This is a genomic window from Streptomyces sp. NPDC031265 (genome assembly GCF_055570295.1).
In genome coordinates this window covers 8,150-33,927 of record NZ_JBVIHM010000034.1, presented here as the reverse complement: position 1 = coordinate 33,927, position 25,778 = coordinate 8,150, and the positions used below count along the sequence as shown (strand labels likewise).

Below are 25,778 nucleotides of genomic sequence, written 5' to 3'. Positions count from 1 at the left end.
GCGTGCGTCCGGCCCGTTCGGCGCGCGGGGGTGTCAGCCCGTGATCGAGAAGACGACCCGTATGCCGGTGGTGGAGTTGATGCGCTCGTTGATGCCCCAGATCCGTCCCGTGTCCGGCGAGTAGCCGAGGTTCTGGGTGAGGACCGGAGAGGTGGTGTACACGTGCGGGGCGTCGTCGGGCAGTGCCCGGTGGATGCACGAGTAGTCGATGGCGTCGCCGGATCCGCCGCCGGTGCCGGTGGGGCAGGTGCCGCTCATGTACCAGTACTGGCCGTTCGTCGCGGCGCCCTGCATCGCCCAGACCGGCGACGAGTAGCCGACGGTGGCGTGGCTGACGCCGTGGCCGGACGGGTCGGTGGTGGTGGGGAGCGCGGTGAGGTAGTTCAGCGGCCAGCGCACGACCCGGCCGCCCGCCCCGCCGGGCTTGTACTCGGCGGAGACCAGGCCGTCCTGGCCGGTGCGATCCAGGCTCAGCGAGTTCAGACAGGGGCTGGTGCCGGTGGCCACCACACAGGCGGTGTTGTCGTCGGCGGTGGTGCGGTAGCGGCCGACCATCGGCAGCGCGTAGTTGCTCCAGCGCGCCGAGGACGTCGTGCCGGTGATGCCGACCGACTCCTGGCCGGCGTTGACCTTCCAGATGTGCTGGAGGTCGTACACCTGCAGCCAGCGGCCGTTGGCGACGAAGACCTTGTTGCCGTACCAGACCACACCGTCGGCGTGGGTGCCCTGGACGGCCCGGAAGTCGCCGTCGCCGCCCGCCCGGGTGCCGGTCGGTTCGACGAGCAGCAGGTGGTTGTACGCGATCTTGCCGTTGTCGGCGTTGACCAGGCTGACGCGGGCGAACTCGTTCGCCACCGGGTTGGCCCCGCCCATGCCCCGGCTGAAGTGCCAGGAGGCCAGGAACGCCTTGTGGCCGTCCCACAGGCCGCCGGGCTGGGCGTCGTAGGAGCCGGTCAGGCCCTGCGGCGTCCAGCCGCCCGCGTCGGTGTACGAGTTGGACGTGTCGTCCGCCTTGTCCCAGCAGAAGCCCGCAGGGCTCAGGCCCGACGCCAGACCGGTGGTGTGGCACAGGCCGTTGGTGCCGGCGCGGCCGCCCGAGGTGAGCACGCTCGTGGCGTTCACCTGGGCGACCGCGCCCTTCGCCTCCACCGCCTTGATCGCCTCGTCGTAGACGTCGAAGGTGTTCTGGCGCTGTGCGCCGAAGTCCGCGACCGGGTCGAGGGCGAACTGGCTGACGACGGCGCTGTCGATCGAGCCGAACGGCGTGGCCGCCTGGGCGGAGCCGGCCGTTGCCAGGGAACCGGCGACCGCGGCGAACCCGGCGGCCAGGGCGGTGAGCCCCGTCTTCCATGATCTGGTCATGGGTAGGAAGGGTATGCGTCAGAGCGGCGGGCGCACATCCCTGGCCGGGGACGTGAAGTGATATATGGGGCCTTGTTCGGCATGAGGGAAGGTCAGCAGGGTGATCTCCACGGTGCGGTGGTGCTGGTCGCGCACCTCGCGGTGGATCTCCAGCTGCGGGACTCCGTCGGAGCGGTCGTCGCCGGGGGCCATGGTGAGCTGTTCGTTGTGCTCCAGGCTGAGTCCCGCGTCCGCCGCCCAGGCGTACAGGCGGCGCAGGTCGCTGTGGGTGTGGTGGGACAGCGTCCGCTCGTAGCGGGCGAGGAGCGGGATCTGGGCGATGAGGCTGGGGGAGAGGTAGCTGACCGCGTGCTGGATCACCCTGTCGCCGGCCGAGGCCGTGTAGTAGTGGACGAGGGTGCGGGCGCCGGGCCGCAGGCCCAGCTTCGTCGCGTACGTCGCGGGAGCGGCCTCCCATACGAGCCGGGTCGCGGCGGCGATGCCCGCCCGGGGGCTGAGCGCGCCCAGGGGGAACTGCGCCTCCGGAGGTGCCTGGAGCAGCCGTGCGTGCGCTTCGCCGGGGCGGTCGCCCCGGACGAAGGAGCCGCGCTTCTCGGTGCTGATGAGCCCCTCCTGCCGCAGTACGTCCAGGGCCTGACGGATCGTCTGGCGGTTGCTGCGGTAGTGCTCGGCGAGGATGCGCTCGGCGGGCAGCCGGTGCCCGGGGGCCGAAGTGCCGGACTCGATCGTGGACTTGAGGTCGTGGGCGATCTCCAGGTACCGGGGAACGGGGGGCAGGGAATGACCATGTGTGCCGGGCATGTGTCTCCCTAGAGGTGATCACTGCGGGTGTCTGAACGGTTCTGTGGAGCGACTGCCTTTGTATCATTGGTCTAGACCGCCGAGGCGACCCGGGCCTTCTGATTGGCGAGATTGCAACACGCCCGACGGGCGGCGCGGGGGTCAGGCGGGCAGGAATGGCCGGAGCGCGTCGTTTGCGTCCGGAAATCCCCTCAGGTCGGCCTCTGTCGCGAACTCGTGGTCCGCGTAGTCGAAGCCGGGGGTGACCACCTCGGCGACGAGGCCCTGTACGGCGCCGTCGACGAGGTGGGAGGCCTTCCAGTGGCCGCCCGGGACGAGCAGGAACCTCTCGTCGTCGTCGCCGAGGCGGACCCGGCCGAGGCTGCCGTCCGGGGCGAGTGTCACATACTCGACCGGCCCGCCGTCCACCAGGAAGTGGAGGATGTCGCTGCGGTTGCGGTGCAGACGGCCGCGCGGCTCGTCGCCGGTGAGCAGGTAGTAGATGGACGTGGCGGCCGGGCGGGCGCCCCGGGGCAGCGACAGTCTGTGCTCGCTGGTGTAGATCCGCCGGAAGTACCCGCCCTCCGTGTGGGGTTCGAGTCCGAGCTCCGCAACCCAGTCCCGCATGGCGTGCACCCTTCCGATCGCCTTCGCCGCCTCGGAGCCCCATAGTGGCAGGCCCGGCCGGACGTCATGGCCCCGAGGCGCACGTATCGGTCTGCAAGTCCTCCACCAGTGCGAACAGTCTGGCCTCGTTGCCCGCCAGGCCCGCCGCCCGCAGCGACTCCTCCGCCTCGGCCATCGGCCCGGCGAGCAGTGCCAGGGCGCGAGGCGCCGTCGTCGGGTCGGCGAGCACGGCCTGCGCGGTCTGCAGCAGCCGGACGTACGCCTTGGCGGCCGTGCGCTCCGGTTCGGTCATCTCGGCTTCTCCCTCGTGTCCTTCGGAAAGGTGTCGGACCGTCAAGCATCTCTCGCGGCACTGACAATGAGGGTCGCGCGGCGCGCGGGCGGCCGCGGCGGCGTGTCCCGTACGTTCCGTATGTCCGTCGTCGCAGGTTCGAGGATCACGTCGCAGGTTCAAAGATTCCCCATGGTCTAGTCCAAGTTGTTGACGTGCCCCGGGCACGGCTCGATTCTGCTGGGAACCCATCCCCCCTCGGGGGTCCCGGCGGGCCCTCGGGGAACTCCCCCCACCCAGGAGACCTGGACATGAAGCGTCTTCGCGCTCTCCTCTGCGGTGCCGCAACCGCCGCGCTCGCCACGGCGGGCCTCTCGGCCTTCGTCGCCGGTCAGGCGTCCGGGGCGCCCGCCGCTGCGGCCGCGCTGAGCAACCGGTGGTACGCGGCAGCGCCGTATCTGATGCCCCTCGACAACAACCCGCCCAACGCGGGCGCCATCATGGATGCCACCGGGCTCAAGGCGTTCCAGCTCGCGTTCGTCCTCGCCCCCAACGGCGGCGGGTGCAGCCCTACTTGGGGCGGCACGGCGTCCGTCTCCTCCGACACGGCGGTCGCCTCCGTCATCGGCGCCATCAGAGCCAAGGGCGGCGACGTGTCCGTCTCCATCGGCGGCTACGGCGGCACCAAGCTGGGCCAGACCTGCTCCGACGCGTCCAGCACCGCGGCCGCGTACCAGCAGGTCATCACCAAGTACCAGCTGAAGGCGATCGACTTCGACCTGGAGGAGCCCGAGTACGAGAACAGCACGGCCATCGCCCATGAGATCGGCGCCGCCAAGATCCTCCAGCAGAACAACCCCGGCCTCTACGTCTCGGTGACCACGGCCGGAACGGCCGACGGCACCGGCTGGTTCGGCAAGCAGATGCTCAACGAGGCCAAGGCGCAGGGCTTTGTGCCCAACAACTTCTCGATCATGCCGTTCGACGGGGGGTTCAACGGCGCGGCCGCCCAGACGAGCGCCCTGACCGGCTTCAACTCCATCCTCCAGTCCACCTTCGGCTGGAGCGCGGCGACCGCCTACGCCCATGAGGGCTTCTCCGGGATGAACGGCCGCAGCGACACCGGCGAGTACTTCCGCCAGGCCGACTTCCAGACCGTCCTCGACTACGCCACCGGCCACGGCATGGACCGCTTCACCTTCTGGTCGCTCAACCGGGACCGGCAGTGCTCGCCCCCCGACAACAACGGCACCACCTCCGGCACGTGCAGCAGCGTGGCCCAGGCCGACTGGGACTTCGCCCAGTACGCGGTGCGGTTCGCCGGCGCCACGCCGCCCACCGACCCGCCCACCACGCCTCCCACAACCCCTCCCGGCAGCTGCTCGGTGACGGCCTGGAGCAGCACCGTTGTCTACACGTCGGGCAACGAGGTCTCCCACAGCGGCCACAAGTGGAAGGCCAAGTGGTGGACCCAGAACGAGGAGCCCGGGACCACCGGCCAGTGGGGCGTGTGGCAGGACGAGGGGGCGTGCTGATTCGCCCCGACGCGTCCGTGTGTCCGGCGCGCCCCCTTGACCGGGGGCGCGCTTACACGTTTTCGGGGGCCGATGGGGGCAGTTGAGTCGGTTCGGGCGCGCGGTGCGTATGTGAGGTGGTGGAATCCGTCACTAACACCACTGTCCATTTCGTCATAGAGGACATAGAGACGACGCTGGTGCCCGTCCCGAGGGGGGAGACATGGAAGAGATCTGCGTACCGCTGTATGTGGAGCTGCTGCACGAGGGGGGTGATGCCATGACGCCGGTGGAAGCCGTGATGACCTATGACTCCGACGACCCGCTCGCGGTGTCCGTGGACTTCGTGTGCGGCAACGGCACCCACACCACCTGGACGATGGGCCGGGACCTGGTGGCCGAGGGGCTGACGTCGCGCCGCCCGGTCGGCATGGGTGATGTACGGGTCTGGTACTGCGGCGACGGGGGGTTACGGATCAGGCTGGATTCGGACGAAGGCAGCGCCGACCTGCTCGCCGGTCTGGAGGATGTCGCGGAGTTCCTTTCCCGTACGTACCAACTCGTTCCGGAAGGGAGTGAGCTGGACGGCTACGACGTGGACGCGGTCCTCGACCTGCTGTTCGCACCGGCCCCGTCACCGGCCCAGGCCTGCCGCTGGTGCGGCCGGGAGTGTCCGTGTCTGGACCACGGCGCCCAGTAGACCCGACGGGGGGAACGGATTCCTGAGCCCGCCGCCCGCCCCGGCGCTTCCCGGAGCGGGCGCGGCTCGAAAGCGTCCCGCGTGAACATGTGTGGCTGCTGCGGCTGTTGACAGTTCTGTCAATGACATGAACATTGCTAGTCGCTCCTCCGGTTCCGCCGCGGCGCACCACCCCGCGCCGCCGCCGGACCGTGCTCCCACCTCCACCGTCGTACCCCATGACGTCCGGACCCCGGGTCCGGTCCGGAGGGGCCATGTGAACAGACACACGCCCACCCGAGCGAGGTCTGCCAGATCCGCGAGAACCGCCCTCGCGGCCGCCCTGCTCGTCACTGCCGCGGCACTGGGCACCGTGCAGAGCGCCGGCACCGCCGCCGCCCGGCCCGCCGGACGCCCCGGCGCCGCACCCTCGCCCGACGCCCGCGCCACGGCGCCGTCGCGGGAGCCCGCACCCCCGGCCACGACGCGGGCCGCGACCGCGCCGTGGAGGCACTCACGGACGGCCGCGCCGCCCACCGCGCCGCGCGCGCCGCCGCCCTCACCCACAACTGGTGGGGGATCTCCCCGCAGCCCGGCACCCACGACGGCATCACCGCCACCCACAGCGTCGACGCCGCCTACCACGTGAGCGACGCGGACAACTTCACCTGCGCAAGAACGGCGTCCGGAAGCCCGCGCGACCGGCCGACTCCCCGTGGACCGAGGCGAACCCGTCCGGGCGGGACTTCCTCTGCCCGCCGCTGAAGTTCCTCCAGGCGGGCGCCAACGACCACTGGACCGTACGGCAGTGATCGCGCCCTGACCGCATGCCGGCGTCCGGCCGCCTTCCGCCGGGGGCCGGACGTCACGGTGCGTCGGCCGTCCACCACCGCGCCTTGTACAGGCTCGACCCCTTGAGCTCCTCCTCGCCGCCCGGCCCGTGGAAGCGGATGCGCGAGGTACACCAGGAGCAGGGGGAGCCCGGCTCGGGGCTGACCGTGAGGACCCGCCCGGTGGCCGGGTTCTGGCTGACACTCTTGATCGTGGGCCGGTCGACGGCGCTCTGGTTCGCGTACGGGACGAACGCGCCGGTGCGGACGGCGAACTGGCGCACATGGCCGCTCGTCGACAGCCACATCGGGGCGTCCGCACCGAGCGCCCGCGCCAGGTCGTGGCCGCCGGACTCGGGCAGCGCGAAGGTGCGCGCCGCCGTCAGCCGCGGGCTCGCGGCGCCGCCCTCCACGGCGAGGCCCACGAGCAGCCCGTCGCCGAGCGCCCACAGCAGCCCGCTGCCCGCGTCCCAGAGCAGCCCGTGCGCGCCGGGCAGGTCGAACGAGGCGTACACCCCGGAGCGCGCGCCCTGCGAGGCGGTGTAGACGCGGACGAAGCCGCCGGTGCTCGCCGCCACCACGATGTTGCCGTCCGGCAGCAGCTCGACGGTGTGCGGGTTGGTCCACCCGGGCAGCGACGCCGCCCAGTACACCGCCCCGCCCTCGCGGTGGACCGCCGCCACGAACCCGCCGGAGGCACAGGTCAGCAGGAGCGGGCCGGAGGCGGTGGACCGGGCCTTGGCCTCGCTGACGTTCCGCCAGCCGCTGCCCGGATCGAGATCCGCGAGGCCGGGGTCGTCCACCGGCGTCCAGGACCACAGCGGCAGCAGATCGGCGGCCCGCGCCGTCCGGTCGGGGTTCCCGGAACGCCAGTAGGCACTGGTCGCATCGAGCAGGAGCACCGACTGCGACGCCTGGTCGCAGGCGAGGATCAGGGTCTGCGGCGCCCCGGGCGCCCGGGGCGCGGAAGCGGTGGACGGGACCCGCCCGGCCGCATGGGCCCTCGGCGCCGCCGTCGCGGCGAGCCCGCCGGCCACGGCGGCGCGCAGCAGGGCCCGGCGGGGAGCGCGCGGAGAGGATGCGGATCGCGTCGGGGACACGGGGCCCTACGTTGGCAGGCGCTGTCATTTCATACGGTGATGGGGCGCCGAGTCCGCGCCTACTCCACCCGGACGGGCCAGCGGGCCCGCCGGGCTCGGCGGGCGGGGCCGTCGTGCGCACCCGACTATGGAGCGGTGAACACCACGTCGCACATCGCACCCGGGGGGTTTCTGACGCGCCCGATGGACAAGGCCGACGTTCCCGCCTGGCTGGGCCTGCGCGGCGAGACGGAGCGGGTCGACCGCACCGGCCACCACGTCGACGCGGACGACCTCGCCGAAGAGCTGGAGAACCCCAAGCTGGACCTGGAGCGGGACACCCTGACCTTGTGGGACGGCGCGCGGATGGTCGCGTACGCCGTGGTGCACGCCCCGGACGGCGCCGTGGACGCGGCCCGCTTCCGCGGCGACGCGGCGGTCCGGCCCGAGTGGCGGCGCCAGGGGCTCGGCCGCCATCTGGTCGCCTGGATGGCCTCCCGGGCCCGCACGCTGTACGCCGAGGGCTTCGCGCACCTGCCCGGCGAGCTTCTGATCAGCGGGAAGTCCGGCGACGCCAACCTGCTGTCGCTCGCCGCGAGCGCCTCCTTCACCGCCTGCCGCTGGTGGTTCGAGATGACCCACCCGCTCAACACGGGCCGCCCGATGACCGGAGGCGTACCGGAGGGACTGCGGCTCGTGGCGTTCGAGCCCGGATACGACGAGGCCACCCGGCTGGCCCACAACGACGCCTTCCGGGACCATTGGGACTTCACCGAGATGGACGGGACCGACTGGCGGACCTGGGTCGTGGGCGCCCGCTCGTTCCGCCCGGCCCTGTCGCGGCTGCTGCTCGACGGGGAGGAGGTGGTGGCGTATCTGATCGCCGAGGAGTACGACGCCGACACCGCCGCCGAAGGCACCCGCGACTGCCACATCGGGTATCTCGCCACCCGCCGCTCGCACCGGGGCCGCGGCGCCGCCCCCGCCCTGATGGCCGCCACCCTCGACGCGGCCCTGACCCGCGGCTACGACAGCGCCTCGCTCACCGTCGACACCGCCAACCCGTCCGGCGCCCTGGGCCTCTACGAACGGCTGGGCTTCACCACCCACCGCGAATACGTCACCTACGCCCGGCCGCTGGGGTAGCGCCGAGCCGCCCCATACATGGGGCGGCCGGCCCGGGGCCGCCTGGTGGTTCTTCCTGTTCCGCTTCTTCACGGGATTCGGCATCGGCGGCGAGTACGCGGCCATCAACTCCGCGATCGACGAGCTCATCCCCCGTAAGTACCGCGGCCGGGTGGACCTGATCATCAACGGCAGCTACTGGCTCGGCGCGATGGGCGGCGCGCTGCTCTCCGTACTCGCCCTCAACACGGACATCTTCCCCAAGGACCTCGGCTGGCGGCTCACCTTCGGGCTCGGCGTGGTGCTCGGCAACTTCCTCGGGCCGCTGCTGCTCGGCCGGTTCTTCGACACCGTCGGGCGCAAGGTGATGATCGCCGGGACGTATCTGCTCTCCGGCGCCCTGCTCTTCGTCACGGCCTGGTTCTTCAGCCAGGGGTGGCTGAACGCGACCACGATGACCGCGTGCTGGTGCGTGGTTCTGTTCTTCGCCTCGACGGGCGCCAGTTCGGCGTATCTGACGGTAAGTGAGATCTTCCCGATGGAGACGATGGCGATGGCGATCGCCTTCTTCTACGCGATCGGCACGGCCGCCGGCGGCATCTCGGGGCCGCTGGTGTTCTCGGATCTGACGTCGAGCGGAGTGGTCGACGACGCGGTCCTGGCGTTCTGTATCGGCGCCGCCCTGATGACGGCGGCGGGCACGGTGGCGGCGTTCTTCGCGGTCGACGCCGAGGGCAAGGCGCTGGAGGACATCGCCACACCGCTGTCGGTGCGGGAGGCGACCGCCGGGGGATGAGCCGCTCGTCGGTGGCGCCGGAGGCCGCCCCGTGGGGCGGCCTCGGCACGGGCAGGGTTCAGGTCAGTTCACGTTGACGGCGCTCCATGCCGCCGCAACCGCCGCGTACTCGGTGCTGCCCGCCCCGTACAGATCGCGGGCGGCGGCGAGCGTCGAGGTGCGGGCGGCACGGTAGTTCGCGTTGGAGGTCAGGTACTGGGTCAGGGCGCGGTACCAGATCGCTGCCGCCTTCGTGCGGCCGATGCCGAGGAGCTTGGCGCCGTTGACGGTCGGGCTGTCGTACGAGATCCCGTTGATCACCCGGGGGCCGCTGCCCTCCGCGAGCAGGAAGTAGAAGTGGTTGGCCACGCCGGAGCCGTAGTGCGGGTCCAGGTTGGGCAGCGACGGTGACCAGTAGTCCGGCGAGACGCCGTCGCGGGAGGGGCGGTCCATGTAGCGCAAGGGTGTGCCGTCGCCGTTGAAGTCGGGCTTCTCGCCGATGAAGTAGTCCGGCACATCGGCGGGGATGTTGGCGTAGAACTCGACCATCGTGGCGAAGACGTCCGAAGTGGCCTCGTTGAGCGAGCCCGCCTCGCCGCTGTAGCCGAGCCCGGCGGTGGCCGAGGTGACCCCGTGCGCGATCTCGTGGGCGCCGATGTCGAGAGCCGTGAGGGGATGCGAATTGCCCGCCCCGTCACCGTAGTTGATGCACCCGCACGCGTCGCTCCAGAAGACGTCGGGGTAGTTGGAGCCGTAGTGCACGACGCTGCGGACGCCCTTGCCGTCATTGCGTACGCCCAGGCGGTTGAACGAGGACTTGTAGTAGTCCCACACCGACGCCGCCGCGAACTGGGCGTCCACCCCCGCCGACTGACGGTTGGCCGGCAGCCCGTTGCCCCATGTGTTGTCGGCGTCGGAGAGGATGGCGTGGGTCTGCCCGTCGACGGTGTTGGTGTTGCCCCGGGTCGGGTCCTGGAGCAGGTACGACGTGGCCGTCCTCGTGGTCGTCAGCGGCACCTTGCCGTCGAAGATCCCGGTGCCGCTGCCCAATGCGGGGGAGTCGGCCGCGGCCGGCGGGGCGCCGGTCAAGCCCGCGACGGTGGCCGATACGGCGAGTACGGCCGCCGCGAACGCGGCCCGGCCGCGTCCGGTGGTGTGCGTGGGTCTGGTGCTGCGGTTGCTCTGTCGGTCCATCTGCTGCCTGCCCCTCGGTCGGCGACGCGGGCGCGGTGGCGCCTCGCTCTCGGGGCGCCGGTCGCAGCATGGGGGAGCGGCGCACGGGTTGGCAGGATCCCGTCAAGAAAATGGCTCGGCTTCGCCGCTGGGGCGACGGAATCCGGTCATTGAACGGCGAAGGCGCCCCCGCGAGTCCCGCGGGGGCGCCTCCTCGGAACTACGTCGGACGTCAGTGCTTCGGCGTGTTCGCCGCGGTGACGTTGACGGCGGCCCAGGCCTTGTCGACCGTCTTGTACTCGACGCTGTTCGCGCCGTACAGGTCGGTCGCCGCCTTCAGCGTCGCCGTGCGGGCGTCGTGGAAGTCGGTCGTGGAGACCATGTAGCGGGACAGGGCGCGGTAGAAGATCTGCGTCGCCTTGTCCCGGCCGATGCCGGTCACCGTCGAGCCGTCGTACGTCGGCGAGTCGTAGTCGACCTCGCCGATCGTCTTCTTGCCGCTGCCCTCGGCGAGCAGGTAGTACGCGTGCGAGGAGACACCGGAACCGGCGTGCACCTCGGTGTCGTACGACGCCGCCGACCAGTAGTCGACCGTGCCCTCAAGCGTGTCGAGCGACGGCTTGTCCAGACGGCGCAGGAAGGTCTGGGCCAGGCCCAGCTTCTCGCCCATCAGGTAGTTCGGCGCGTTGTTCGGGTTGTTGGTCTGGAACTCGACCGCGCTGCCGAAGATGTCCGCCAGCGACTCGTTGAGCGAGCCCGCCTCACCGAACTGGTTGTCGTTCTCGTCGACCCGGGTCGGCTGCAGGTTGGCCGTGGCGTCGACGACGCCGTGGCTGAGCTCGTGGCCCGTGACGTCGAGCACGACCAGCGGCTTGGTGAAGGTCTGGCCGTCACCGTCGCCGTAGAGCATGCAGCCGCAGTCCGAGTACCAGAAGGCGTTGCCGACGTTGGTGCCGAAGTGCACCATCGCGCGGGCGCCGGCGCCGTCGTTCTTGATGCCGTTGCGGCCCAGCACCTTCTTGTAGAAGTCGAGGGTGCTGGCCACGCCGAACTGGGCGTCCACGGCCGCCGTCTGACGGCTGTTCAGGGCACTGTTGCCCCAGGTGTTGTTGGTGCTGGTGAACGGCTTGCCCTGGGAGAACTGCACCAGCTCGCGGCCGCCCGCGTCGCGCGTCTCGGTGTTGCCGCGCGAGGCGTCCTTGAGCAGGTAGGAGGTCGTGCCGGTCTTCAGCGTGTTCAGCGGGACCTTGCCGACGTACAGCGAGTTGCCGGAGCCGAGCGCGGGGATGCCCGCGGTCTTCGGCGGGTTGAAAGGCCGGGCAGGGGAGGTCGTGGCGGCCGCACCGGAGGGCGCGGTCGCACCGGTCTGGGGCGTGATCTTCTCGCCGCGCTGGCGCAGCTTCGCCTTGAGCTGCGGCGAGACGAACTGGTCGTTGACCGGGGCGTTGCTGAGCACGGCACCGGTGGCGGCGTCGACGACGACCGTGCGGGCGCCGCCCGCCTCGGTGGTCTTGCTGCCGGTGACCTTGATCTGGTAAGCGAGCGCCGTGCGGCCGGCGCGCGCGTCGACGACCAGCTCGGCCGAGCCGGCGTCGCCCTTCGCCACCGAGGCCGCCTTCGCCTTGGCCTGCTCGGCCGTCAGCTTCGGGGTCTTGGCGGGAACGGCGACCTGCTTGCGGGTGGCCCGGGTCACGTCCAGGTACGCGGACTTGGCATCGAGGTGGACGACCAGGTCGCCGCCGAGGACCGGCAGGCCCTTGTGGGCGCGGACGAACCGGACGTGCTGCTTGCCGTCCGGGTCGATCAGCGTGTCGGTGGCCGTCAGGGTGTCGTCCTTGGAGACACCGGTGGCGGAGGCGTGCGCGAACGCGGCGGCGCGCGCCGCATCCACGACCGACTTGGCGGACTTGACGGAGGCGACGGAGGAAGTCCCGCTGGCGGCGGAGGTCGCGACGGCGGTGCCCACGCCCCCAGCCGTGATGGTCGCGGCCGTGGTGACGGCCAGGGCGATCGCCAGTCTGCGTATGTGGGGTGTACGCACTATGGAGGGTCCTTATGTGTTGCGGGGGCGGCCGGCTACAACCGCCCGTACGCACGGTGCCCTTGAGCACCGCGGGGACTGTATGGCCCCGAGCGAACCCTGCTACGCCTGACATGTGCATGTAAAGGCGTTTGTTCGGCTTATGTGGCTTTGGAACTCAGATTTAACAATCGCCCCCGCGCAGGTGGACGCAGGGCGACAAGCTGTGCGTTCTCTGTGTTCCGTCGGTCGTGCCACCGTTCCAGATGCACGCACGGCCGGGTTGGTTGCGTCGTCCGCGCACTGTGCTGGTGATCACAGTGCGCGGACGGCGCTTTCTCCGCGTACGTACGGTGCTTCCTACGCGTATGTGTACAGACACGTGTGGTCCAGCAGGTCCGCCGGGGTGATCGTCTCACCCCTCTCGCTCCGCGGCGTCATCGGCCGGTCGAGCGTGACGACGTCCTTCACCGGCGGTACGGGCAGACAGCCCGAGCCCGGACGGGTCAGCCCGCCGAGCGGCTGGCCGACGGGCCGGTCCAGTCGGCGGCGACATGGCCGGTCCGCACCCGCTGCGGGTGGTCGCCGACCGCGACGGACACCGTCTTCTGCCCGGTCGCGAAGTCGATCGCGGTGATCCGGTCCGCCCCGGCCTCGGAGATGACACAGGACTTGCCGTCCCCGCTCACGGTCGCCCAGTACGGCTTGGACGCGGGAACCAGCGGGCCCTCCTGCAACGTTGTACGGTCGACGACCGTCGCGTAGTCGTCCATCGTCCCGGCGACGCAGAGCTTGGCCCCGTCGGGGCTGATCGACAGCCCGTGGTGGCGCGAGTCGTTGACCCAGGTGGTGCGGTCCTCGCTGGTCGCGGGGTTCTTGGGGAGCGTCTTGGAGCGGGTGATCCGGTCGTTGGCGATGTCGTATTCGAGGAAGCCGTTGAAGAACGACACCTGGAAGTAGATCTTCGACTCGTCGGGTGTGAAGACCACGGGCCGGACGGCGTCGGAGAGGTCCTTGCGGCCGAACGCGTCGAGCCGGTCGCGCATGTCGATGGTCTTGACGGGCTTGAAGGTGTGCGCGTCCACGACGGTGATGTGCCGGTCGCCCTTCGTCCAGTCCAGCCACGGTTCGTCGAGGGCCGTGTTGACCTCGCCGATCGCCATGTTCCACAGGTACTTGCCGCCGCCGGTGAAGACGTTTTCATGGGGTTTGTCGCCGGTCGCGAACGAGCCGAGCTGTCGGCCGGTCGCGATGTCGAGTACGTGCACGGTGTTCGAGGTGGAGGCGGAGACGGCGACCCGGGTGCCGTCGGGGGAGACGGCCATGTGGTCCGAGCGGTAACCCGAGACGGGGAAGCGCCAGTTGATGTGTCCGGTGGCCAGGTCGATCGACACGACGTCGGCGAAGCTGGGCCGGGAGACCACGACGGCGGAGCCGTCGGGCGTGGAGTACATGTCGTCGACGAACTGGTCGTGGCCCTCGCCGGGCCCCTGTCTGATACCGAGGAAATAGGCCAGCTTGATCGGGTTGAGGTAGATTTCGGTCATCCGCTCGTCCTTGTCCGGGATGACGTTCACCCGCCCGATCCGGGCCAGATCGCCGCTGGACCTGACGACGTCGGCGGTGCCGTCCCAGTTGTTGCCCACGAACAGGACCTCCCGCAGTGCCCCGGCGCCGGCGGGCTTCGCCCCGGTCGCGGAATCGGAGGCCGAAGGGGGCGCGGACGCGGTCGCGGCCGCGGAGGACCCGGCCACGGCCAGGGTCACAACCGCCGCCAGGGAGGCGAGCGTTCGGTAAACGGGCATCGTCACTCCGGATGATCTCGTGGGGGGCATGACAATCGCGGTGCGAGGTGGCTACGGGACGGTAATGAGCGGGGGCCGACAAGACAAGAGCCATGACGACGGCGGCTGCCGGGGGTGCGCGTCCCTGTTATGGATCTGTTGGCGGCCCACTGGATGATCGCCTCCGAGCGGCGCCGAGCCGCTCGGCACATCGGCAGTACACGGCCCGCCCGGCGGGCCGGGAGATCGGGGGCAGACATGTTCAAGAAGTTCGGAGCCAGGGCCGCGATCGTGGGAGCCACCGCGGCCCTCGCGGTGAGCGGCCTCGCCGGGACGGCGCAGGCGAGGGCCGGTGCGCCCTCCATCGGCGACGGTTACGCCAACAACACCACTGCGGTGTGGTGCGTGCAGCACATCATCAACAACTGGAAGGCGAGCTGGGGTCCGGGCGCACCGCAGATCGCGCAGGACGGCGTGTGGGGTCCGCAGACGCGCCAGGCGGTCATCGACTTCCAGAGCGCCTTCACCTCGAACCAGGTCGACGGTGTCGTCGGACCGCGCACCGGTTACGCCCTCCTGACGAACGACCCGTCGGACGGCTACGCCGGTCACGGCGCCTGCTACGCCTACATTCCCTCGACGTCGGGCTACTGACAGCCGCCGGACGCACACGAACGCCGCCCACCCGCAACGGGGTGGGCGGCGGTCTGTGTTGGTCGACCCGGGGGTCAGCTCACATCGAGCGCCGTGTCGTCGATGACGAACGACGTCTGGAGCTGGGAGCCCTCGGTGCCGGTGAACTTCACGGTGACCGTCTGCCCGGCGTACGCGCCGAGGTCGAAGGTCCGCAGCGTGTAGCCGCTGGCGGCGTTGAGGTTGGAGTACGTGGCGAGGGTGGACAGCACCGTTCCGCTGCCGTTGACCACCTGCGCCTTCAGTGTGTCGTACGCCGTCGTCGTGGTCGTCTCGGCCGTGTCGATGTGCAGATAGAAGCTGAGCTTCGCACTGGTGCAGCCCGCCGGGACCGTCACCGACTGGGAGAGCGTGTCGGTACGGGCGGAGCCGTAGCCGTCCAGCCATGCCTTGTACGTGCCCGTGCGCGCGGCCTCGCCGGAGTCCGTGGTGATGACGCCGCTGGTGCCCGACCACGCCGAACCGCCCGACTCGAAGCCGGGGTTGGCGAGCAGCTGGGCGGCCGTGCAGGTGCCGCCGCCGTCTCCGCCACTGCCCGAGCCCGCGGCGCCCGCGAGCCACTCCGTACCGTTGAGGGCGAGGGCCGCGTCCGTGCCGGCCGGGTCGTTCCAGCCGTCGTAGAGGGTGTTGCCCGACTGGCCGGTGCCGTCGTCGATGGGCGAGCTGTCGCCCCAGAACGCCACCCGGCCGCTGCCGAACGTGCTGGTCGCGAAGAACGCGCCGGTGTTGCCCGAGGAGCCCGTGCGGTACACCAGACCCTTGACGGCAGGGTTGTCCGCGGGCTTCAGGGTGGCCGTCGTGCCGTTGCGGATGATGCTGCCGGTGACCTTGCCGAAGGAGCCGTTGAGCACCGGGTCCGTCGCGCTGGAGACGGCCCTCGGGTTGTCGGTGCCGATGTTGAGCGAGTCGATGGAGAACCCGAACGGGTCGGTGCTGTCCACGCTGTTGTTGGTCATCAGGTCGTTGAGGACCTTGACCGCGTCGGCGCCGTCGTTGTTGCGGTCCGAGCCGGTGTGGTCGGAGATCATGAAGAGACCTCCACCGTTCTGCACGAACTTCATGACGGCGGTTTTTTCCGATGCCGACAGCAGTACGTTCGGTTCGGGCAGCACGAACGTGTCGAAGTTCTGGAGGTCGAGCGCCGACGACGTGCCGTAGGTGATCGTGTTGCCGGAAGGCAGTGTCTTCAGCGAGTAGTCGCCCGTCTTCTGGAGCGCGACGCCCCAGGACGACAGCGCACCGGTCCAGTCCTTCTCCGCCGTGGGGTCGGCCTTCTGGCCCAGCGGGTCCGGCTGGCTCGTACCGATGATCCAGTCGGCGTTGCCGGCGGTCTCGGCCTTCGAGTTGTCGAAGAGCACGCGGTGCGGGGTGGTTGCCGCGGCGGCCGGGGGAGCGGTGACGGCCAGCGCGGCGGTGCCGGCGCCGATCATGCCGAACACGGCGAGTGCGGTCGTGAGTCTCTGCCGTGACCTTGGGGAACTCCGGGGTCGGAGCATCCTGCTACCTCCATGAGGGGTGGGGGAGAGGCGGTGCGGGCGCCCAGTCTGCGCGCGTAGAACGGCAGTTGGGAGGCTGCCGGACGACACGTATTTGAACGGTACATGGCGAGATCGCGTCGGTGCAGTGTCCAGGCGGGGCCGATGTGAACCGGCCACGCTCGACCGTGCCGCGCGCGGATGTGCGAAGGCCCCCGCCGACCGTGCCGACGGGGGCCTGATGAGCCGTCAAATCACCTGATCGGTACGGAGACTGTAGAAGCCGCGTCCGAAGGTGGCCGCCACCAGACGGTGGTGGACCGGGTCGTATGTGATGTCCGACACCGGCACCAGCGGGAGCCCGCCGCCGAGCCGCCGCCAGCCGCCCCGGCCACTGACGAACACGCCCTGGTCCGTGGCGGCGTAGAGCGTGTTCCGGCCGCCGAGCACCACGTCGTTCACCGGGGCCTGCGGAAGGTTTCCGGACAGATCGCTCCAGCTCGCGCCCGCGTCCCGGGTCCGCAGCAGATGAGGCTGCGACGAGCCCGACCGGTACCCGGAGAGCGATACGTACGCGGTCGCCGGGTCGTCCGGGTCCACCGCGATCCGGGTCACCCACGGCAGGCCGTCGAGAACACGGGTCCAGTGGGCGCCGAGGTCGCGGGTCACCCACACCCGGCCGTCGTCCGTGCCCGCCCAGACGGTGTGCCCGTCACGCGCGGCCGCGACCGTGGTGATCGTGCCGTAGGGGTAGGAGTCGTGGCCCGGGCCGCCCGTGAGGTCGGGGCTGATGGGCTGCCAGGTCGCGCCGCCGTCGGTGGACCGGTTGAGGCGGTTGCCGCCGTAGTAGAGGACGCCGGGTTTCACCGGGTCGAACTGGACGGGCGTGAGCCAGTTGCGCCGGTCGGCGGTGGTGGAGTCGGTGTACTCGGTGAGCGTGGCGCCGCCGTCCGTGGAGCGGAAGCAGTTCCCGTACTGGTAGCAGGCATACACCCGGTTGACGTCGGTGGGGTCGATCAGGTTCTGCAGCCCGTCGCCGCCCAGGTACTCGTTGAACCGGTCACCGCCCCAGGACCGGAGGGAGCCGTTGTCCTGGGCTCCGCCGGAGATCCGGCCGGTGTCCTGCGGGGTCGCCGCCACGGTGTAGAGCTGGGTCCACGGCTCATACGTCGCCTTGGTCCAGCCGCCGTCGCCGCGCACCTCGGAGCGGTAGACGCCGCCGTCGTTGCCGAGGTAGACGCGGCCGGGCGTGCGCGGGTCCCAGAGCATGGCGTGCTGGTCGGCGTGGACGGCGTCCTCCTCCGTCCAGGTGGTCCCGCCGTCCTTGGTGGTGAGCAGGTCCACCCCGGCGACATGGATGTGCCGGGCATCGGCCGGATCGACCCACACCTTGCCGAACCACCAGGAGTAGCTGGACTGCGACTCGGCCAGGGTCGCGCTGCCCGGAAGCTTCGTCCAGCTGTCGCCTCCGTCCGCTGAGGTGAGGAAGGAACCGAAGGTGCCGTCGGTGGCGCCGACCAGGGCGTACAGACGACCGGGCTCGGAGGCGGCGATGCCGAGGCCGATGCGCCCCGAGTCGGCCGCGGGCAGCCCGCCGCCGAGGCGTCGCCAGTGGGCGCCGCCGTCGTCCGACCGGTAGACGCCGGAGCCGGTGCCGCCGTAGGTGCGCTTGTCCGGCTCGCGCCGGTGGTCCCAGAGCACGGCGTACACGCGGTCGGCGTTCACCGGGTCGCGCTGTACGTCGACGGCGCCGGTGAACGCGTTGGGCACGTCGAGCACCCGCCGCCAGGAGCCGCCCGCGTTCTCGGAGAGGTACACACCCCGGTCACCGCCAGGATTGTAGAGCGAGCCGGTGGCCGCCGCGAGGACCCGGCGCGGTGTGCGCGGGTCCACGGCGAACGCGCCGACCGCCCCCGAGTCCCGCAGCCCGACCGCCCGCCAGCTGCGGCCCTGGTCGGTGGAGCGGTAGACGCCGGTCCCCTCGTACGTGACGCTTCCGCCGCCCGGGTTGGGCTCGCCGGTGCCGGCGTAGAGGGTGCCGTCGGGGGCGGCGGCGAGCGCGCCCATGGCCTGGGTGCCGCGCTCGGGCCAGGCGGGGGTGAAGGTCCGGCCCGCGTCGGCCGAGCGCCACACCCCGCCGCTGGCGGCGGCCGCGTACAGGGTGTCGGCGTGGTGCGGGTCGAGGGCGAGCGAGACGACCCGGCCGCCGATGTTGGTGGGCCCGACGGGCTGCCAGGTGCCGCCGGTGGCGGGCAGGGCGGCGGCCTGAGCCGCCGCGGTGTCGTAGGCGTGCCGGGGCAGCGGCTGCCCGGGTACCGCCTTCTGCAGATAGCTGTACTCGGCGGGGGCGGCCGGGCCGCCCCCGTCGTCCTCCTCCTGCGTCCCGGCACCGGCGGCCGGGCCTCCCGGGACCAGCAGTCCCGCGATCGCCAGGAGGGCGACCGCGGCCGCACGCATCCCTCTTGATCTCCCTGTACGCATGGACGGCTCCTTCCGCGGCCGGTGCGACCGGCGCGCGACGAGTGGAAGAGCATTCCTGGGCACGTAACAGGGGGAGAGTGTTCATCAACTGCCGCAGTGGCACCAGTGGTTGGGGCGAACCAGGGGCGTGAATCCGCCGCCCGCCCGTCGAAGCGGAAGCCGTCTCCCGGGCCGCCCGTCGTCTCACCCGCCCTGCCGCTCATCTGAGCGTGGATTCATCACGATCGGGTCTCGGAGCGTGGGAAGGGGCTTGTCCATGCGGCTGTAATCGATTCCAATCCTCCGTGTAATCGATTCCACGGGCTCACAAGGAGGTGATCCGACGCATGGCCAGCATCAAGGACGTGGCCGCCCGCGCGGGCGTGTCCGTCGCCACGGTCTCCCGTGTCCTCAACAGCCACCCGTCCGTCAGCCCCGAGGCGCGCACCCGCGTCCTCGCCGCCGTCGACGCACTCGGCTACCGGCCCAACGCCGTGGCCAGATCCCTGCGCACCGACCAGACCCGCACCCTCGGCCTGGTCATCAGCGACGTGCTCAACCCCTACTTCACCGAACTGGCCCGCTCCGTCGAGGAGGAGGCCCGCGCGCTCGGCTACAGCGTCATCATCGGCAACGCCGACGAGCGGCCCGAGCTCCAGGACCACCACGTCCGCACGCTCCTCGACCGCAGGATCGACGGGCTGCTCGTCTCGCCCACCGACGGCGGCTCCCCGCTGATGCTGGACGCGGCCCGCGCGGGCACCCCCATGGTCTTCGTCGACCGCTGGATCCCCGGCATGGACGTCCCCGTCGTCCGGGCCGACGGCCGCGCCGCCATCCGCGACCTGGTCGCCCATCTGTACGGCCTGGGCCACCGCAGGCTCGCCATCATCGCGGGCCCGGCCGTCACCACCACCGGCAGCGAGCGCGTCGAGGCCTTCCGGGACGCCCTGCGCGAGCACCACCTCGCGCTGCCCGAGGCCTACATCGGCCACGGCGACTTCCAGGCCGACAGCGGCCGCCGCTGCACCGAACGCTTCCTCGCGCTCCCCGAGCCGCCCGAAGTCGTCTTCGCCGCCGACAACTTGATGGCGCTCGGCGCGCTCGACGCGATCCGGGCGCACGGCCTGCGCGTGCCGTACGACATCGGGCTCGCCGCCTTCGACGACATCCCGTGGTTCGTCCACACCGATCCGCCGATCACCGCGATCGCGCAGCCCACCGGAGAACTGGGCCGGGCCGCCGTCCGCGCCCTGGCCGACCGGATCGAGGGGCGGCCCCCGCAGTCCGTCACCCTGCCCGCGCGCCTGGTCGTCCGCAGCTCCTGCGGCGAGGACGCCCCGACCCGTAGGAGCAACCCGTGAGCGCTCCCCACGACTTGCTGCGCGTCGAAGGCATACGCAAGGCCTTCCCCGGAGTGGTCGCCCTCGACGGCGTCGACTTCGATCTGCGCCGGGGCGAGGTGCACGTCCTGCTCGGCGAGAACGGCGCGGGCAAGAGCACCCTCATCAAGATGCTCTCCGGCGCCCATCGCCCCGACAGCGGCCGCATCCTCGTCGACGGGCGCGAAGTGCGCGTCCACGGCGCCCAGGACGCCGAACGGCTCGGCATCGCCACCATCTACCAGGAGTTCAACCTCGTCCCCGACCTCACGGTCGCGGAGAACATCTTCCTCGGCCGTCAGCCGCGCCGCTTCGGGATGATCGACCGCAAGCGGATGGAGGCGGACGCCGCCGTGCTCCTGGAGCGGGTCGGCGTCGACGTCCCTCCCCACGCGCGCGTACGTGAACTGGGCATCGCCCGGCTCCAGATGGTCGAGATCGCCAAGGCGCTCAGCCTGGACGCGCGCGTCCTCATCATGGACGAGCCGACCGCCGTCCTCACCTCCGAGGAGGTCGACAAGCTCTTCACGATCGTCCGCTCGCTGCGGGCGGACGGCGTGGGCGTCGTCTTCATCACCCACCACCTCGAAGAGATCGCCGCCCTCGGTGACCGCGTCACCGTGCTGCGCGACGGCAGGAGCGTCGACCAGGTACCGGCCTCCACCCCCGAGGACGAACTCGTCCGTCTGATGGTGGGGCGCGGCATCGACCAGCAGTATCCGCGCGAACGCCCGGACGTCGGCGCCCCGTTGCTCTCGGTTCGCGGGCTCACCCGCGACGGCGTCTTCCATGACGTCGGCTTCGAGGTGCGCGCCGGTGAGGTCGTCGGCATCGCCGGACTGGTCGGCGCGGGCCGCACCGAGGTCGCCCGCGCCGTCTTCGGCGCCGACCGCTACGACAGCGGAACCGTCGAGGTGCTCGGCGCACCCCTGCCCCGGCACGACGTGAACGCCGCCATGGGCGCCGGGATCGGCCTCGTCCCCGAGGACCGCAAGGGCCAGGGGCTCCTCCTGGACGCCTCCGTACAGGAGAACCTGGGCCTGGTCACGCTGCGCTCGGCCACCCGCGCCGGGCTCGTCGACCGCAAGGGACAGCGGGCGGCCGCCGCACGGATCGCCGAGCAGCTGGGCGTACGGATGGCCGGGCTCGGCCAGCAGGTGCGCACCCTGTCCGGTGGCAACCAGCAGAAGGTCGTCATCGGCAAGTGGCTCCTCGCCGAGACCAAGGTGCTCATCCTCGACGAGCCGACCCGTGGCATCGACGTCGGCGCCAAGGTCGAGATCTACCAGCTCATCAACGAACTGACCGCCTCCGGGCACGCCGTCCTCATGATCTCCAGCGATCTGCCCGAGGTGCTCGGCATGAGCGACCGGGTGCTGGTCATGGCCCAGGGGCGGATCGCTGGCGAACTCCCGGCCCAGCAAGCGACCCAGGAAGCGGTCATGGAACTCGCCGTCGGCGCGGCCCCCGCGTCCGCCCCGGCAACGCACGAAGAGGAGGGCTCCCGTGGCCACTGACACGCTCCGGAGCACTACGGGCGCGAGCGGCGCCCTCACGGTCCGACGACTGCTGCTCGACAACGGCGCCCTCAGCGCCCTGGTGGTCCTGGTGGTGGCGATGTCGCTGCTCTCCGGCGACTTCCTCACCACGCAGAACCTGCTCAACGTCGGCGTCCAGGCCGCCGTCACCGCGATCCTCGCCTTCGGCGTCACCTTCGTCATCGTCTCGGCGGGCATCGACCTCTCCGTCGGCTCCGTGGCCGCGCTCAGCGCGACCGTGCTCGCCTGGACGGCGACGAAGCAGGGCCTGCCGGTCTGGTTCGCGGTCGTCCTCGCCATCGGTACGGGCCTGGCCTGCGGCGTCGTCAACGGCGCCCTCGTCTCGTACGGCAAACTCCCGCCGTTCATCGCCACCCTGGCCATGCTCTCGGTCGGCCGCGGCCTCTCCCTGGTCATCTCCCAGGGCAGCCCCATCGCCTTCCCCGAGTCCGTCTCCCGGGTGGGCGACACGCTCGGCGGGCACCTGCCGGTCCCGGTGATCGTGATGGTCGTGATGGGGCTGCTCACCGCCCTGATCCTGTCCCGTACGTACATCGGGCGTTCCATGTACGCGATCGGCGGCAACGAGGAGGCGGCCCGGCTCTCGGGGCTGCGGGTCAAGCGGCAGAAGATCGCGATCTACGCGCTCTCCGGCCTCTTCGCCGCCGTCGCGGGCATCGTGCTCGCCTCCCGGCTGGTCTCCGCGCAGCCGCAGGCCGCCCAGGGGTACGAGCTCGACGCGATCGCGGCCGTCGTCATCGGCGGCGCCAGCCTGTCCGGCGGCGTCGGCAAGGCGTCCGGCACCCTCATCGGCGCGCTCATCCTCGCGGTGCTGCGCAACGGCCTCAACCTGCTGTCGGTGTCGGCCTTCTGGCAGCAGGTCGTCATCGGTGTCGTCATCGCGCTCGCGGTGCTGCTCGACACGGCGCGCCGCCGCGCCGGGGCCGCGCCCGGGGCGGCGACGACCGGTGCGGGAGGCGGCTTCGGCGGCAAGCGCGGCGCGGCGAAACTCGCGGTCGCGGCCGTCGCCCTGGCTGCGGTGCTGGGCGCCCTGTCGTTCGTGAACACCGGCTCGTCCGGCTCGTCCACCAAGATGGGCATGTCGCTCTCCACCCTCAACAACCCCTTCTTCGTCCAGATGGCGGCCGGGGCCAAGGCGGAGGCGAAGGCGGCCGGAGTCGACCTCACCGTCACCGACGCCCAGAACGACGCCTCCCAACAGGCCAACCAGATACAAAACTTCACCGGCGCCGGTGTGAAGTCGATCATCGTCAACCCGGTCGACTCGGATGCCGTCGGGCCGTCCGTGCGCGGCGCCAACAAGGCGGACATCCCGGTGGTCGCCGCCGACCGGGGCGTCAACAAGGCCGAGACCGCCACCCTCGTCGCCTCCGACAACATCGCGGGCGGCAGGCTCGCCGCCAAGACCCTCGCCGACAAGCTCGGCGGCAAGGGCAGGATCGTCGTCTTGCAGGGAACCGCGGGCACCTCCGCCAGCCGCGAGCGCGGCCAGGGCTTCGCCGAGGGCATCAAGGCGTACCCCGGCATCACGGTCGTCGCCCGCCAGCCCGCCGACTTCGACCGCACCAAGGGCCTCGACGTCATGACCAACCTGCTGCAGTCCCACGCCGACGTCACCGGAGTCTTCGCCGAGAACGACGAGATGGCGCTCGGCGCGGTCAAGGCACTGGGCGCCAGGGCGGGCAACTCGGTCGCCGTGGTCGGCTTCGACGGCACTCCCGATGGCCTGAAGGCGGTCGCAGCGGGCACGCTGTACGCATCGGTCGCGCAGCAGCCCGCCGAGCTCGGCCGCATCGCCGTCCGCAACGCGGTGCGGGCGGCGAAGGGCGACGCGGTCGAGAGCACCGTGAAGGTTCCGGTCAAGGTCGTCACCCGGCAGAACGTCGCCGACTTCTCCTGACGGACGTCCACCCGCCACTCAGCGAAAGCAGGACAGGGATGTACGACTACGACCTTCTGGTCGTCGGGTCCGCCAACGCCGACCTCGTCATCGGCGTCGACCGGCGCCCCGGTCCCGGCGAGACGGTGCTCGGCTCGGACCTGGTGGTCCACCCGGGCGGCAAGGGCGCCAACCAGGCCGTGGCCGCCGCCCGACTCGGGGCGCGCGCCGCGCTGCTCGCCCGCGTCGGTGACGACGGGCACGGGCGGCTGCTGCTCGACTCCCAGCAGGCGGCCGGCGTCGACACCGTCGGCATGCTGGTCGGCGGGGGGCCCACCGGGGTCGCGCTGATCACGGTGGACCCGTCGGGGGACAACAGCATCGTGGTCTCGCCCGGCGCCAACGCCCGCCTCACCCCCCAGGACGTACGTGCCGCCGCCAGCCTCTTCCAGGCCTCGCGCGTGGTCTCCGCGCAGCTGGAGATCCCGCTGGAGACGGTGGTGGAGACCGTCCGCAGCCTCGCCTTCGACAGCCGGTTCGTCCTCAACCCCTCGCCGCCCGGCCCGCTGCCCGCCGAGGTGCTCGCGGCCTGCGACCCGCTGATCGTCAACGAGCACGAGGCCCGCTTTTTGCTGGGCACCTCGGCGGGCCCCGTCCCCGAGGACTGGGCGCGGGCGCTGCTCCTGCGCGGCCCGCGCTCGGTGGTGATCACGCTGGGCGCGGCGGGCGCCCTGGTCGCGGCCGGCAGCACCAACTCGTTCGTACGCGTGGAGAGTCCACGGGTCGACGCGGTGGACACGACGGGCGCGGGAGACGCCTTCACCGCCGCCCTGGCGTGGCGGCTGAGCCGGGGCGAGACCCTGGCGGAGGCCGCCGCCTTCGCCGCGAGGGTCGGCGCGGCCGCCGTCACCCGGCAGGGGGCGCAGGAGTCCTTCCCCACCGCCGAGGAGGTCTTCGCCCGGTGAAGAAGACCGGCATCCTCAACCGTCATCTGTCGGGCGCGCTGGCCGAGTTGGGCCACGGCGACGGGGTCCTCGTGTGCGACGCCGGCATGCCCATCCCACCCGGCCCGCGCGTGGTCGACCTGGCCTTCCGGGCCGGGGTGCCGTCGTTCGCGGAGGTGCTCGACGGGCTGCTGGCCGAGCTGGTGGTGGAGGGCGCGACCGCCGCACGGGAGGTGCGCGAGGCGAACCAGTCGGCCGCGCGCCTGCTGGCCGCACACTTCCCCCGGCTCGAACTGGTCGCGCACGACGAGCTGAAGGCGCGGTCGGCGGGGGCGCGGCTGGTGGTACGGACGGGGGAGGCGCGGCCGTACGCGAATGTGCTGCTGAGGTGCGGAGTGTTCTTCTAGGGGTCCCGCGCGGGACCGCCGGTCGTCTCCCGCCCTCTCCCGACATCAATTATCGGCCATACACGTACATATCCCGGAAAGTGCCCCCGCGGCCCCCTACCGTGATCCCGATGCGTCGCTCGACGCAGCACCACACGGCCCACGGGGGCCTCGGGCCAGGGAGTCACCGGAATGAACCGACGGTTGGGCACCTTCGTGGCGGTCGGCGCGCTGACCCTCGGCGTGACCGGCGCGGGCACGGCTGCGGCCTCGGCCCCGCCCTCGGCCGGGCCGGGCCACACCATCGCGACGGCCGAAATCTTCGCCACGAACAACACGACGACCATCACCGACCCCGCCGACCCCCGCCTCAAGACGCGCCTGGGCCGCTTCGACCACGAGGTCCGGGACATCATCCGCACCCACGGCGCGAAGGCCGGTCGCTCGACGCTCCTTGACGGCGTCTTCTGGTCGTCCGACCTCAAGCAGGCGACGTACGAGCGCTCGCGCGAGTTCGACGTCGACCACGTCGGCGCGGCCGGGCTGCACCACATCGCGGACATCATCCGCAAGCAGTACAGGCAGGAGTCCGTCCTGACGTTCCGCCACCTTCCGCGTACCTCGCCCGAGACCAACGCGGTCGACATCGAGGCGACCGGAGTGACCTCGCGCAAACTGCACGACGCCCTCCTCGCGGACCCCGCCGCCCGCGACGAGCTCGGCGGCGGCTCGGTCACGGCCCGGGACGGCCGCCTCATCCTGATCGCCCCCCTCACCGACCTCCCGCTCGCCAAGAAGTTCGTGGGCGAGCTGGGCGTGGACTGGAACGAGGCGGAGGTGCGGTACGGGGCGGAGGAGTTCGTCGGGGGATAGCGCGCGGCCGGGGGGGGGGGGGGGGGGGGGGGGGGGGGGGGGGAGGGGGGGGGGGGGGGGGGGGGGGGGTTGGCGCGGAGGCAACCGCGCTTGAGGTGTGGGGGGGAG

The 25,778-nt window shown here is 71.4% G+C and carries 21 protein-coding genes and 1 pseudogene; 12 read left to right on the top strand and 10 right to left on the bottom strand.

The annotated features are described in order from the left end of the window. Nucleotides 1-33 precede the first annotated feature (33 nt). The 4 genes from ACZ499_RS34645 to ACZ499_RS34630 form a co-directional block, all read right to left on the bottom strand. A complete protein-coding gene (locus ACZ499_RS34645) occupies nucleotides 34-1,362 on the bottom strand; it encodes a hypothetical protein (RefSeq protein ID WP_468680467.1) in 1,329 nt (442 codons plus the stop codon). Nucleotides 1,363-1,380: 18 nt separating this feature from the next. Next, nucleotides 1,381-2,163, bottom strand: a complete 783-nt coding sequence (locus ACZ499_RS34640; RefSeq protein ID WP_468680465.1) for a GntR family transcriptional regulator — start codon at nucleotides 2,161-2,163, stop codon at nucleotides 1,381-1,383. 141 nt (nucleotides 2,164-2,304) lie between these two features. Further along, complete coding sequence (locus ACZ499_RS34635; protein ID WP_468680463.1) at nucleotides 2,305-2,769, bottom strand: cupin domain-containing protein; 465 nt, start codon at nucleotides 2,767-2,769, stop codon at nucleotides 2,305-2,307. A 64-nt stretch (nucleotides 2,770-2,833) separates the two neighbouring features. Continuing rightward, the gene (locus tag ACZ499_RS34630) at nucleotides 2,834-3,061 is read right to left on the bottom strand and encodes a hypothetical protein (RefSeq protein ID WP_385537842.1); all 228 of its coding nucleotides are present in this window, start codon (nucleotides 3,059-3,061) and stop codon (nucleotides 2,834-2,836) included. A 290-nt stretch (nucleotides 3,062-3,351) separates the two neighbouring features. Between ACZ499_RS34630 and ACZ499_RS34625 the strand changes: the two genes are divergently transcribed. From ACZ499_RS34625 to ACZ499_RS34615, 3 genes are all read left to right on the top strand, one after another. Beyond that, complete coding sequence (locus ACZ499_RS34625; protein WP_468680461.1) at nucleotides 3,352-4,575, top strand: carbohydrate-binding protein; 1,224 nt, start codon at nucleotides 3,352-3,354, stop codon at nucleotides 4,573-4,575. 202 nt (nucleotides 4,576-4,777) lie between these two features. Then, a complete protein-coding gene (locus ACZ499_RS34620) occupies nucleotides 4,778-5,254 on the top strand; it encodes an SsgA family sporulation/cell division regulator (RefSeq protein ID WP_468402438.1) in 477 nt (158 codons plus the stop codon). 483 nt (nucleotides 5,255-5,737) lie between these two features. Then, entirely contained in the window at nucleotides 5,738-5,998 is a 261-nt protein-coding gene (locus ACZ499_RS34615; RefSeq protein ID WP_468680459.1) for a hypothetical protein, read from the top strand. Between the two features lie 100 nt (nucleotides 5,999-6,098). Here ACZ499_RS34615 and ACZ499_RS34610 read toward each other — a convergent pair whose 3' ends face one another. Continuing rightward, nucleotides 6,099-7,163 (bottom strand): DUF6528 family protein, encoded by a 1,065-nt coding sequence (locus tag ACZ499_RS34610; RefSeq protein ID WP_468680457.1) that lies wholly within the window; start codon nucleotides 7,161-7,163, stop codon nucleotides 6,099-6,101. Between the two features lie 135 nt (nucleotides 7,164-7,298). Between ACZ499_RS34610 and ACZ499_RS34605 the strand changes: the two genes are divergently transcribed. Both ACZ499_RS34605 and ACZ499_RS34600 read left to right on the top strand, forming a co-directional pair. Next, on the top strand, nucleotides 7,299-8,288 hold the full coding sequence (locus tag ACZ499_RS34605) for a GNAT family N-acetyltransferase (protein WP_468680455.1): 990 nt from the start codon (nucleotides 7,299-7,301) through the stop codon (nucleotides 8,286-8,288). A gap of 37 nt (nucleotides 8,289-8,325) precedes the next feature. Then, nucleotides 8,326-9,063 (top strand): annotated as a pseudogene (locus ACZ499_RS34600) (MFS transporter); the annotation flags it as partial. Nucleotides 9,064-9,126: 63 nt separating this feature from the next. Here ACZ499_RS34600 and ACZ499_RS34595 read toward each other — a convergent pair. The 3 genes from ACZ499_RS34595 to ACZ499_RS34585 form a co-directional block, all read right to left on the bottom strand. Next, nucleotides 9,127-10,236, bottom strand: coding sequence for a M4 family metallopeptidase (locus ACZ499_RS34595; RefSeq protein WP_468680453.1), 1,110 nt, complete (start codon nucleotides 10,234-10,236; stop codon nucleotides 9,127-9,129). A 211-nt stretch (nucleotides 10,237-10,447) separates the two neighbouring features. Next, nucleotides 10,448-12,256, bottom strand: coding sequence for a M4 family metallopeptidase (locus tag ACZ499_RS34590; RefSeq protein WP_468680449.1), 1,809 nt, complete (start codon nucleotides 12,254-12,256; stop codon nucleotides 10,448-10,450). 485 nt (nucleotides 12,257-12,741) lie between these two features. Then, on the bottom strand, nucleotides 12,742-14,040 hold the full coding sequence (locus tag ACZ499_RS34585) for a YncE family protein (protein ID WP_468680446.1): 1,299 nt from the start codon (nucleotides 14,038-14,040) through the stop codon (nucleotides 12,742-12,744). A 237-nt stretch (nucleotides 14,041-14,277) separates the two neighbouring features. On the opposite strand from ACZ499_RS34585, the gene ACZ499_RS34580 reads away from it, so the two are divergent. After that, complete coding sequence (locus ACZ499_RS34580; RefSeq protein WP_468680444.1) at nucleotides 14,278-14,673, top strand: peptidoglycan-binding domain-containing protein; 396 nt, start codon at nucleotides 14,278-14,280, stop codon at nucleotides 14,671-14,673. A 74-nt stretch (nucleotides 14,674-14,747) separates the two neighbouring features. Here the strand turns inward: ACZ499_RS34580 and ACZ499_RS34575 are convergent, their stop codons facing one another. Together ACZ499_RS34575 and ACZ499_RS34570 are read right to left on the bottom strand one after the other, a co-directional pair. After that, complete coding sequence (locus ACZ499_RS34575) at nucleotides 14,748-16,142, bottom strand: hydrolase (protein WP_468680442.1); 1,395 nt, start codon at nucleotides 16,140-16,142, stop codon at nucleotides 14,748-14,750. Between the two features lie 294 nt (nucleotides 16,143-16,436). Next, on the bottom strand, nucleotides 16,437-18,644 hold the full coding sequence (locus tag ACZ499_RS34570; protein ID WP_468680440.1) for a WD40/YVTN/BNR-like repeat-containing protein: 2,208 nt from the start codon (nucleotides 18,642-18,644) through the stop codon (nucleotides 16,437-16,439). A gap of 350 nt (nucleotides 18,645-18,994) precedes the next feature. Between ACZ499_RS34570 and ACZ499_RS34565 the strand changes: the two genes are divergently transcribed. From ACZ499_RS34565 to ACZ499_RS34540, 6 genes are all read left to right on the top strand, one after another. Then, complete coding sequence (locus ACZ499_RS34565) at nucleotides 18,995-20,011, top strand: LacI family DNA-binding transcriptional regulator (RefSeq protein ID WP_468680438.1); 1,017 nt, start codon at nucleotides 18,995-18,997, stop codon at nucleotides 20,009-20,011. Continuing rightward, nucleotides 20,008-21,546: a sugar ABC transporter ATP-binding protein gene (locus ACZ499_RS34560; RefSeq protein WP_468680436.1), complete on the top strand. Its 1,539-nt coding sequence runs from the start codon at nucleotides 20,008-20,010 to the stop codon at nucleotides 21,544-21,546. Before ACZ499_RS34565 ends, ACZ499_RS34560 begins: the two co-directional genes overlap by 4 nt. After that, nucleotides 21,536-23,488, top strand: a complete 1,953-nt coding sequence (locus ACZ499_RS34555; RefSeq protein ID WP_468680435.1) for an ABC transporter permease/substrate-binding protein — start codon at nucleotides 21,536-21,538, stop codon at nucleotides 23,486-23,488. The genes ACZ499_RS34560 and ACZ499_RS34555 overlap by 11 nt, the downstream gene beginning before the upstream one ends. 38 nt (nucleotides 23,489-23,526) lie before the next feature. After that, the gene (locus ACZ499_RS34550) at nucleotides 23,527-24,432 is read left to right on the top strand and encodes a ribokinase (RefSeq protein WP_468680431.1); all 906 of its coding nucleotides are present in this window, start codon (nucleotides 23,527-23,529) and stop codon (nucleotides 24,430-24,432) included. After that, complete coding sequence (gene rbsD / locus ACZ499_RS34545; protein ID WP_468402413.1) at nucleotides 24,429-24,818, top strand: D-ribose pyranase; 390 nt, start codon at nucleotides 24,429-24,431, stop codon at nucleotides 24,816-24,818. Before ACZ499_RS34550 ends, rbsD begins: the two co-directional genes overlap by 4 nt. A 171-nt stretch (nucleotides 24,819-24,989) precedes the next feature. Next, the gene (locus ACZ499_RS34540) at nucleotides 24,990-25,670 is read left to right on the top strand and encodes a hypothetical protein (protein WP_468680428.1); all 681 of its coding nucleotides are present in this window, start codon (nucleotides 24,990-24,992) and stop codon (nucleotides 25,668-25,670) included. The last annotated feature ends 108 nt before the right edge of the window (nucleotides 25,671-25,778 follow it).

Coding starts and splice junctions, on each gene's coding strand:
- ACZ499_RS34645 (WP_468680467.1), bottom strand. CDS start 1,362: ATGACCAGATCATGGAAGACGGGGCTCACCGCCCTGGCCGCCGGGTTC.
- ACZ499_RS34640 (WP_468680465.1), bottom strand. CDS start 2,163: ATGCCCGGCACACATGGTCATTCCCTGCCCCCCGTTCCCCGGTACCTG.
- ACZ499_RS34635 (WP_468680463.1), bottom strand. CDS start 2,769: ATGCGGGACTGGGTTGCGGAGCTCGGACTCGAACCCCACACGGAGGGC.
- ACZ499_RS34630 (WP_385537842.1), bottom strand. CDS start 3,061: ATGACCGAACCGGAGCGCACGGCCGCCAAGGCGTACGTCCGGCTGCTG.
- ACZ499_RS34625 (WP_468680461.1), top strand. CDS start 3,352: ATGAAGCGTCTTCGCGCTCTCCTCTGCGGTGCCGCAACCGCCGCGCTC.
- ACZ499_RS34620 (WP_468402438.1), top strand. CDS start 4,778: ATGGAAGAGATCTGCGTACCGCTGTATGTGGAGCTGCTGCACGAGGGG.
- ACZ499_RS34595 (WP_468680453.1), bottom strand. CDS start 10,236: ATGGACCGACAGAGCAACCGCAGCACCAGACCCACGCACACCACCGGA.
- ACZ499_RS34585 (WP_468680446.1), bottom strand. CDS start 14,040: ATGCCCGTTTACCGAACGCTCGCCTCCCTGGCGGCGGTTGTGACCCTG.
- ACZ499_RS34580 (WP_468680444.1), top strand. CDS start 14,278: ATGTTCAAGAAGTTCGGAGCCAGGGCCGCGATCGTGGGAGCCACCGCG.
- ACZ499_RS34575 (WP_468680442.1), bottom strand. CDS start 16,142: ATGATCGGCGCCGGCACCGCCGCGCTGGCCGTCACCGCTCCCCCGGCC.
- ACZ499_RS34570 (WP_468680440.1), bottom strand. CDS start 18,644: ATGCGTGCGGCCGCGGTCGCCCTCCTGGCGATCGCGGGACTGCTGGTC.
- ACZ499_RS34565 (WP_468680438.1), top strand. CDS start 18,995: ATGGCCAGCATCAAGGACGTGGCCGCCCGCGCGGGCGTGTCCGTCGCC.
- ACZ499_RS34550 (WP_468680431.1), top strand. CDS start 23,527: ATGTACGACTACGACCTTCTGGTCGTCGGGTCCGCCAACGCCGACCTC.
- ACZ499_RS34540 (WP_468680428.1), top strand. CDS start 24,990: ATGAACCGACGGTTGGGCACCTTCGTGGCGGTCGGCGCGCTGACCCTC.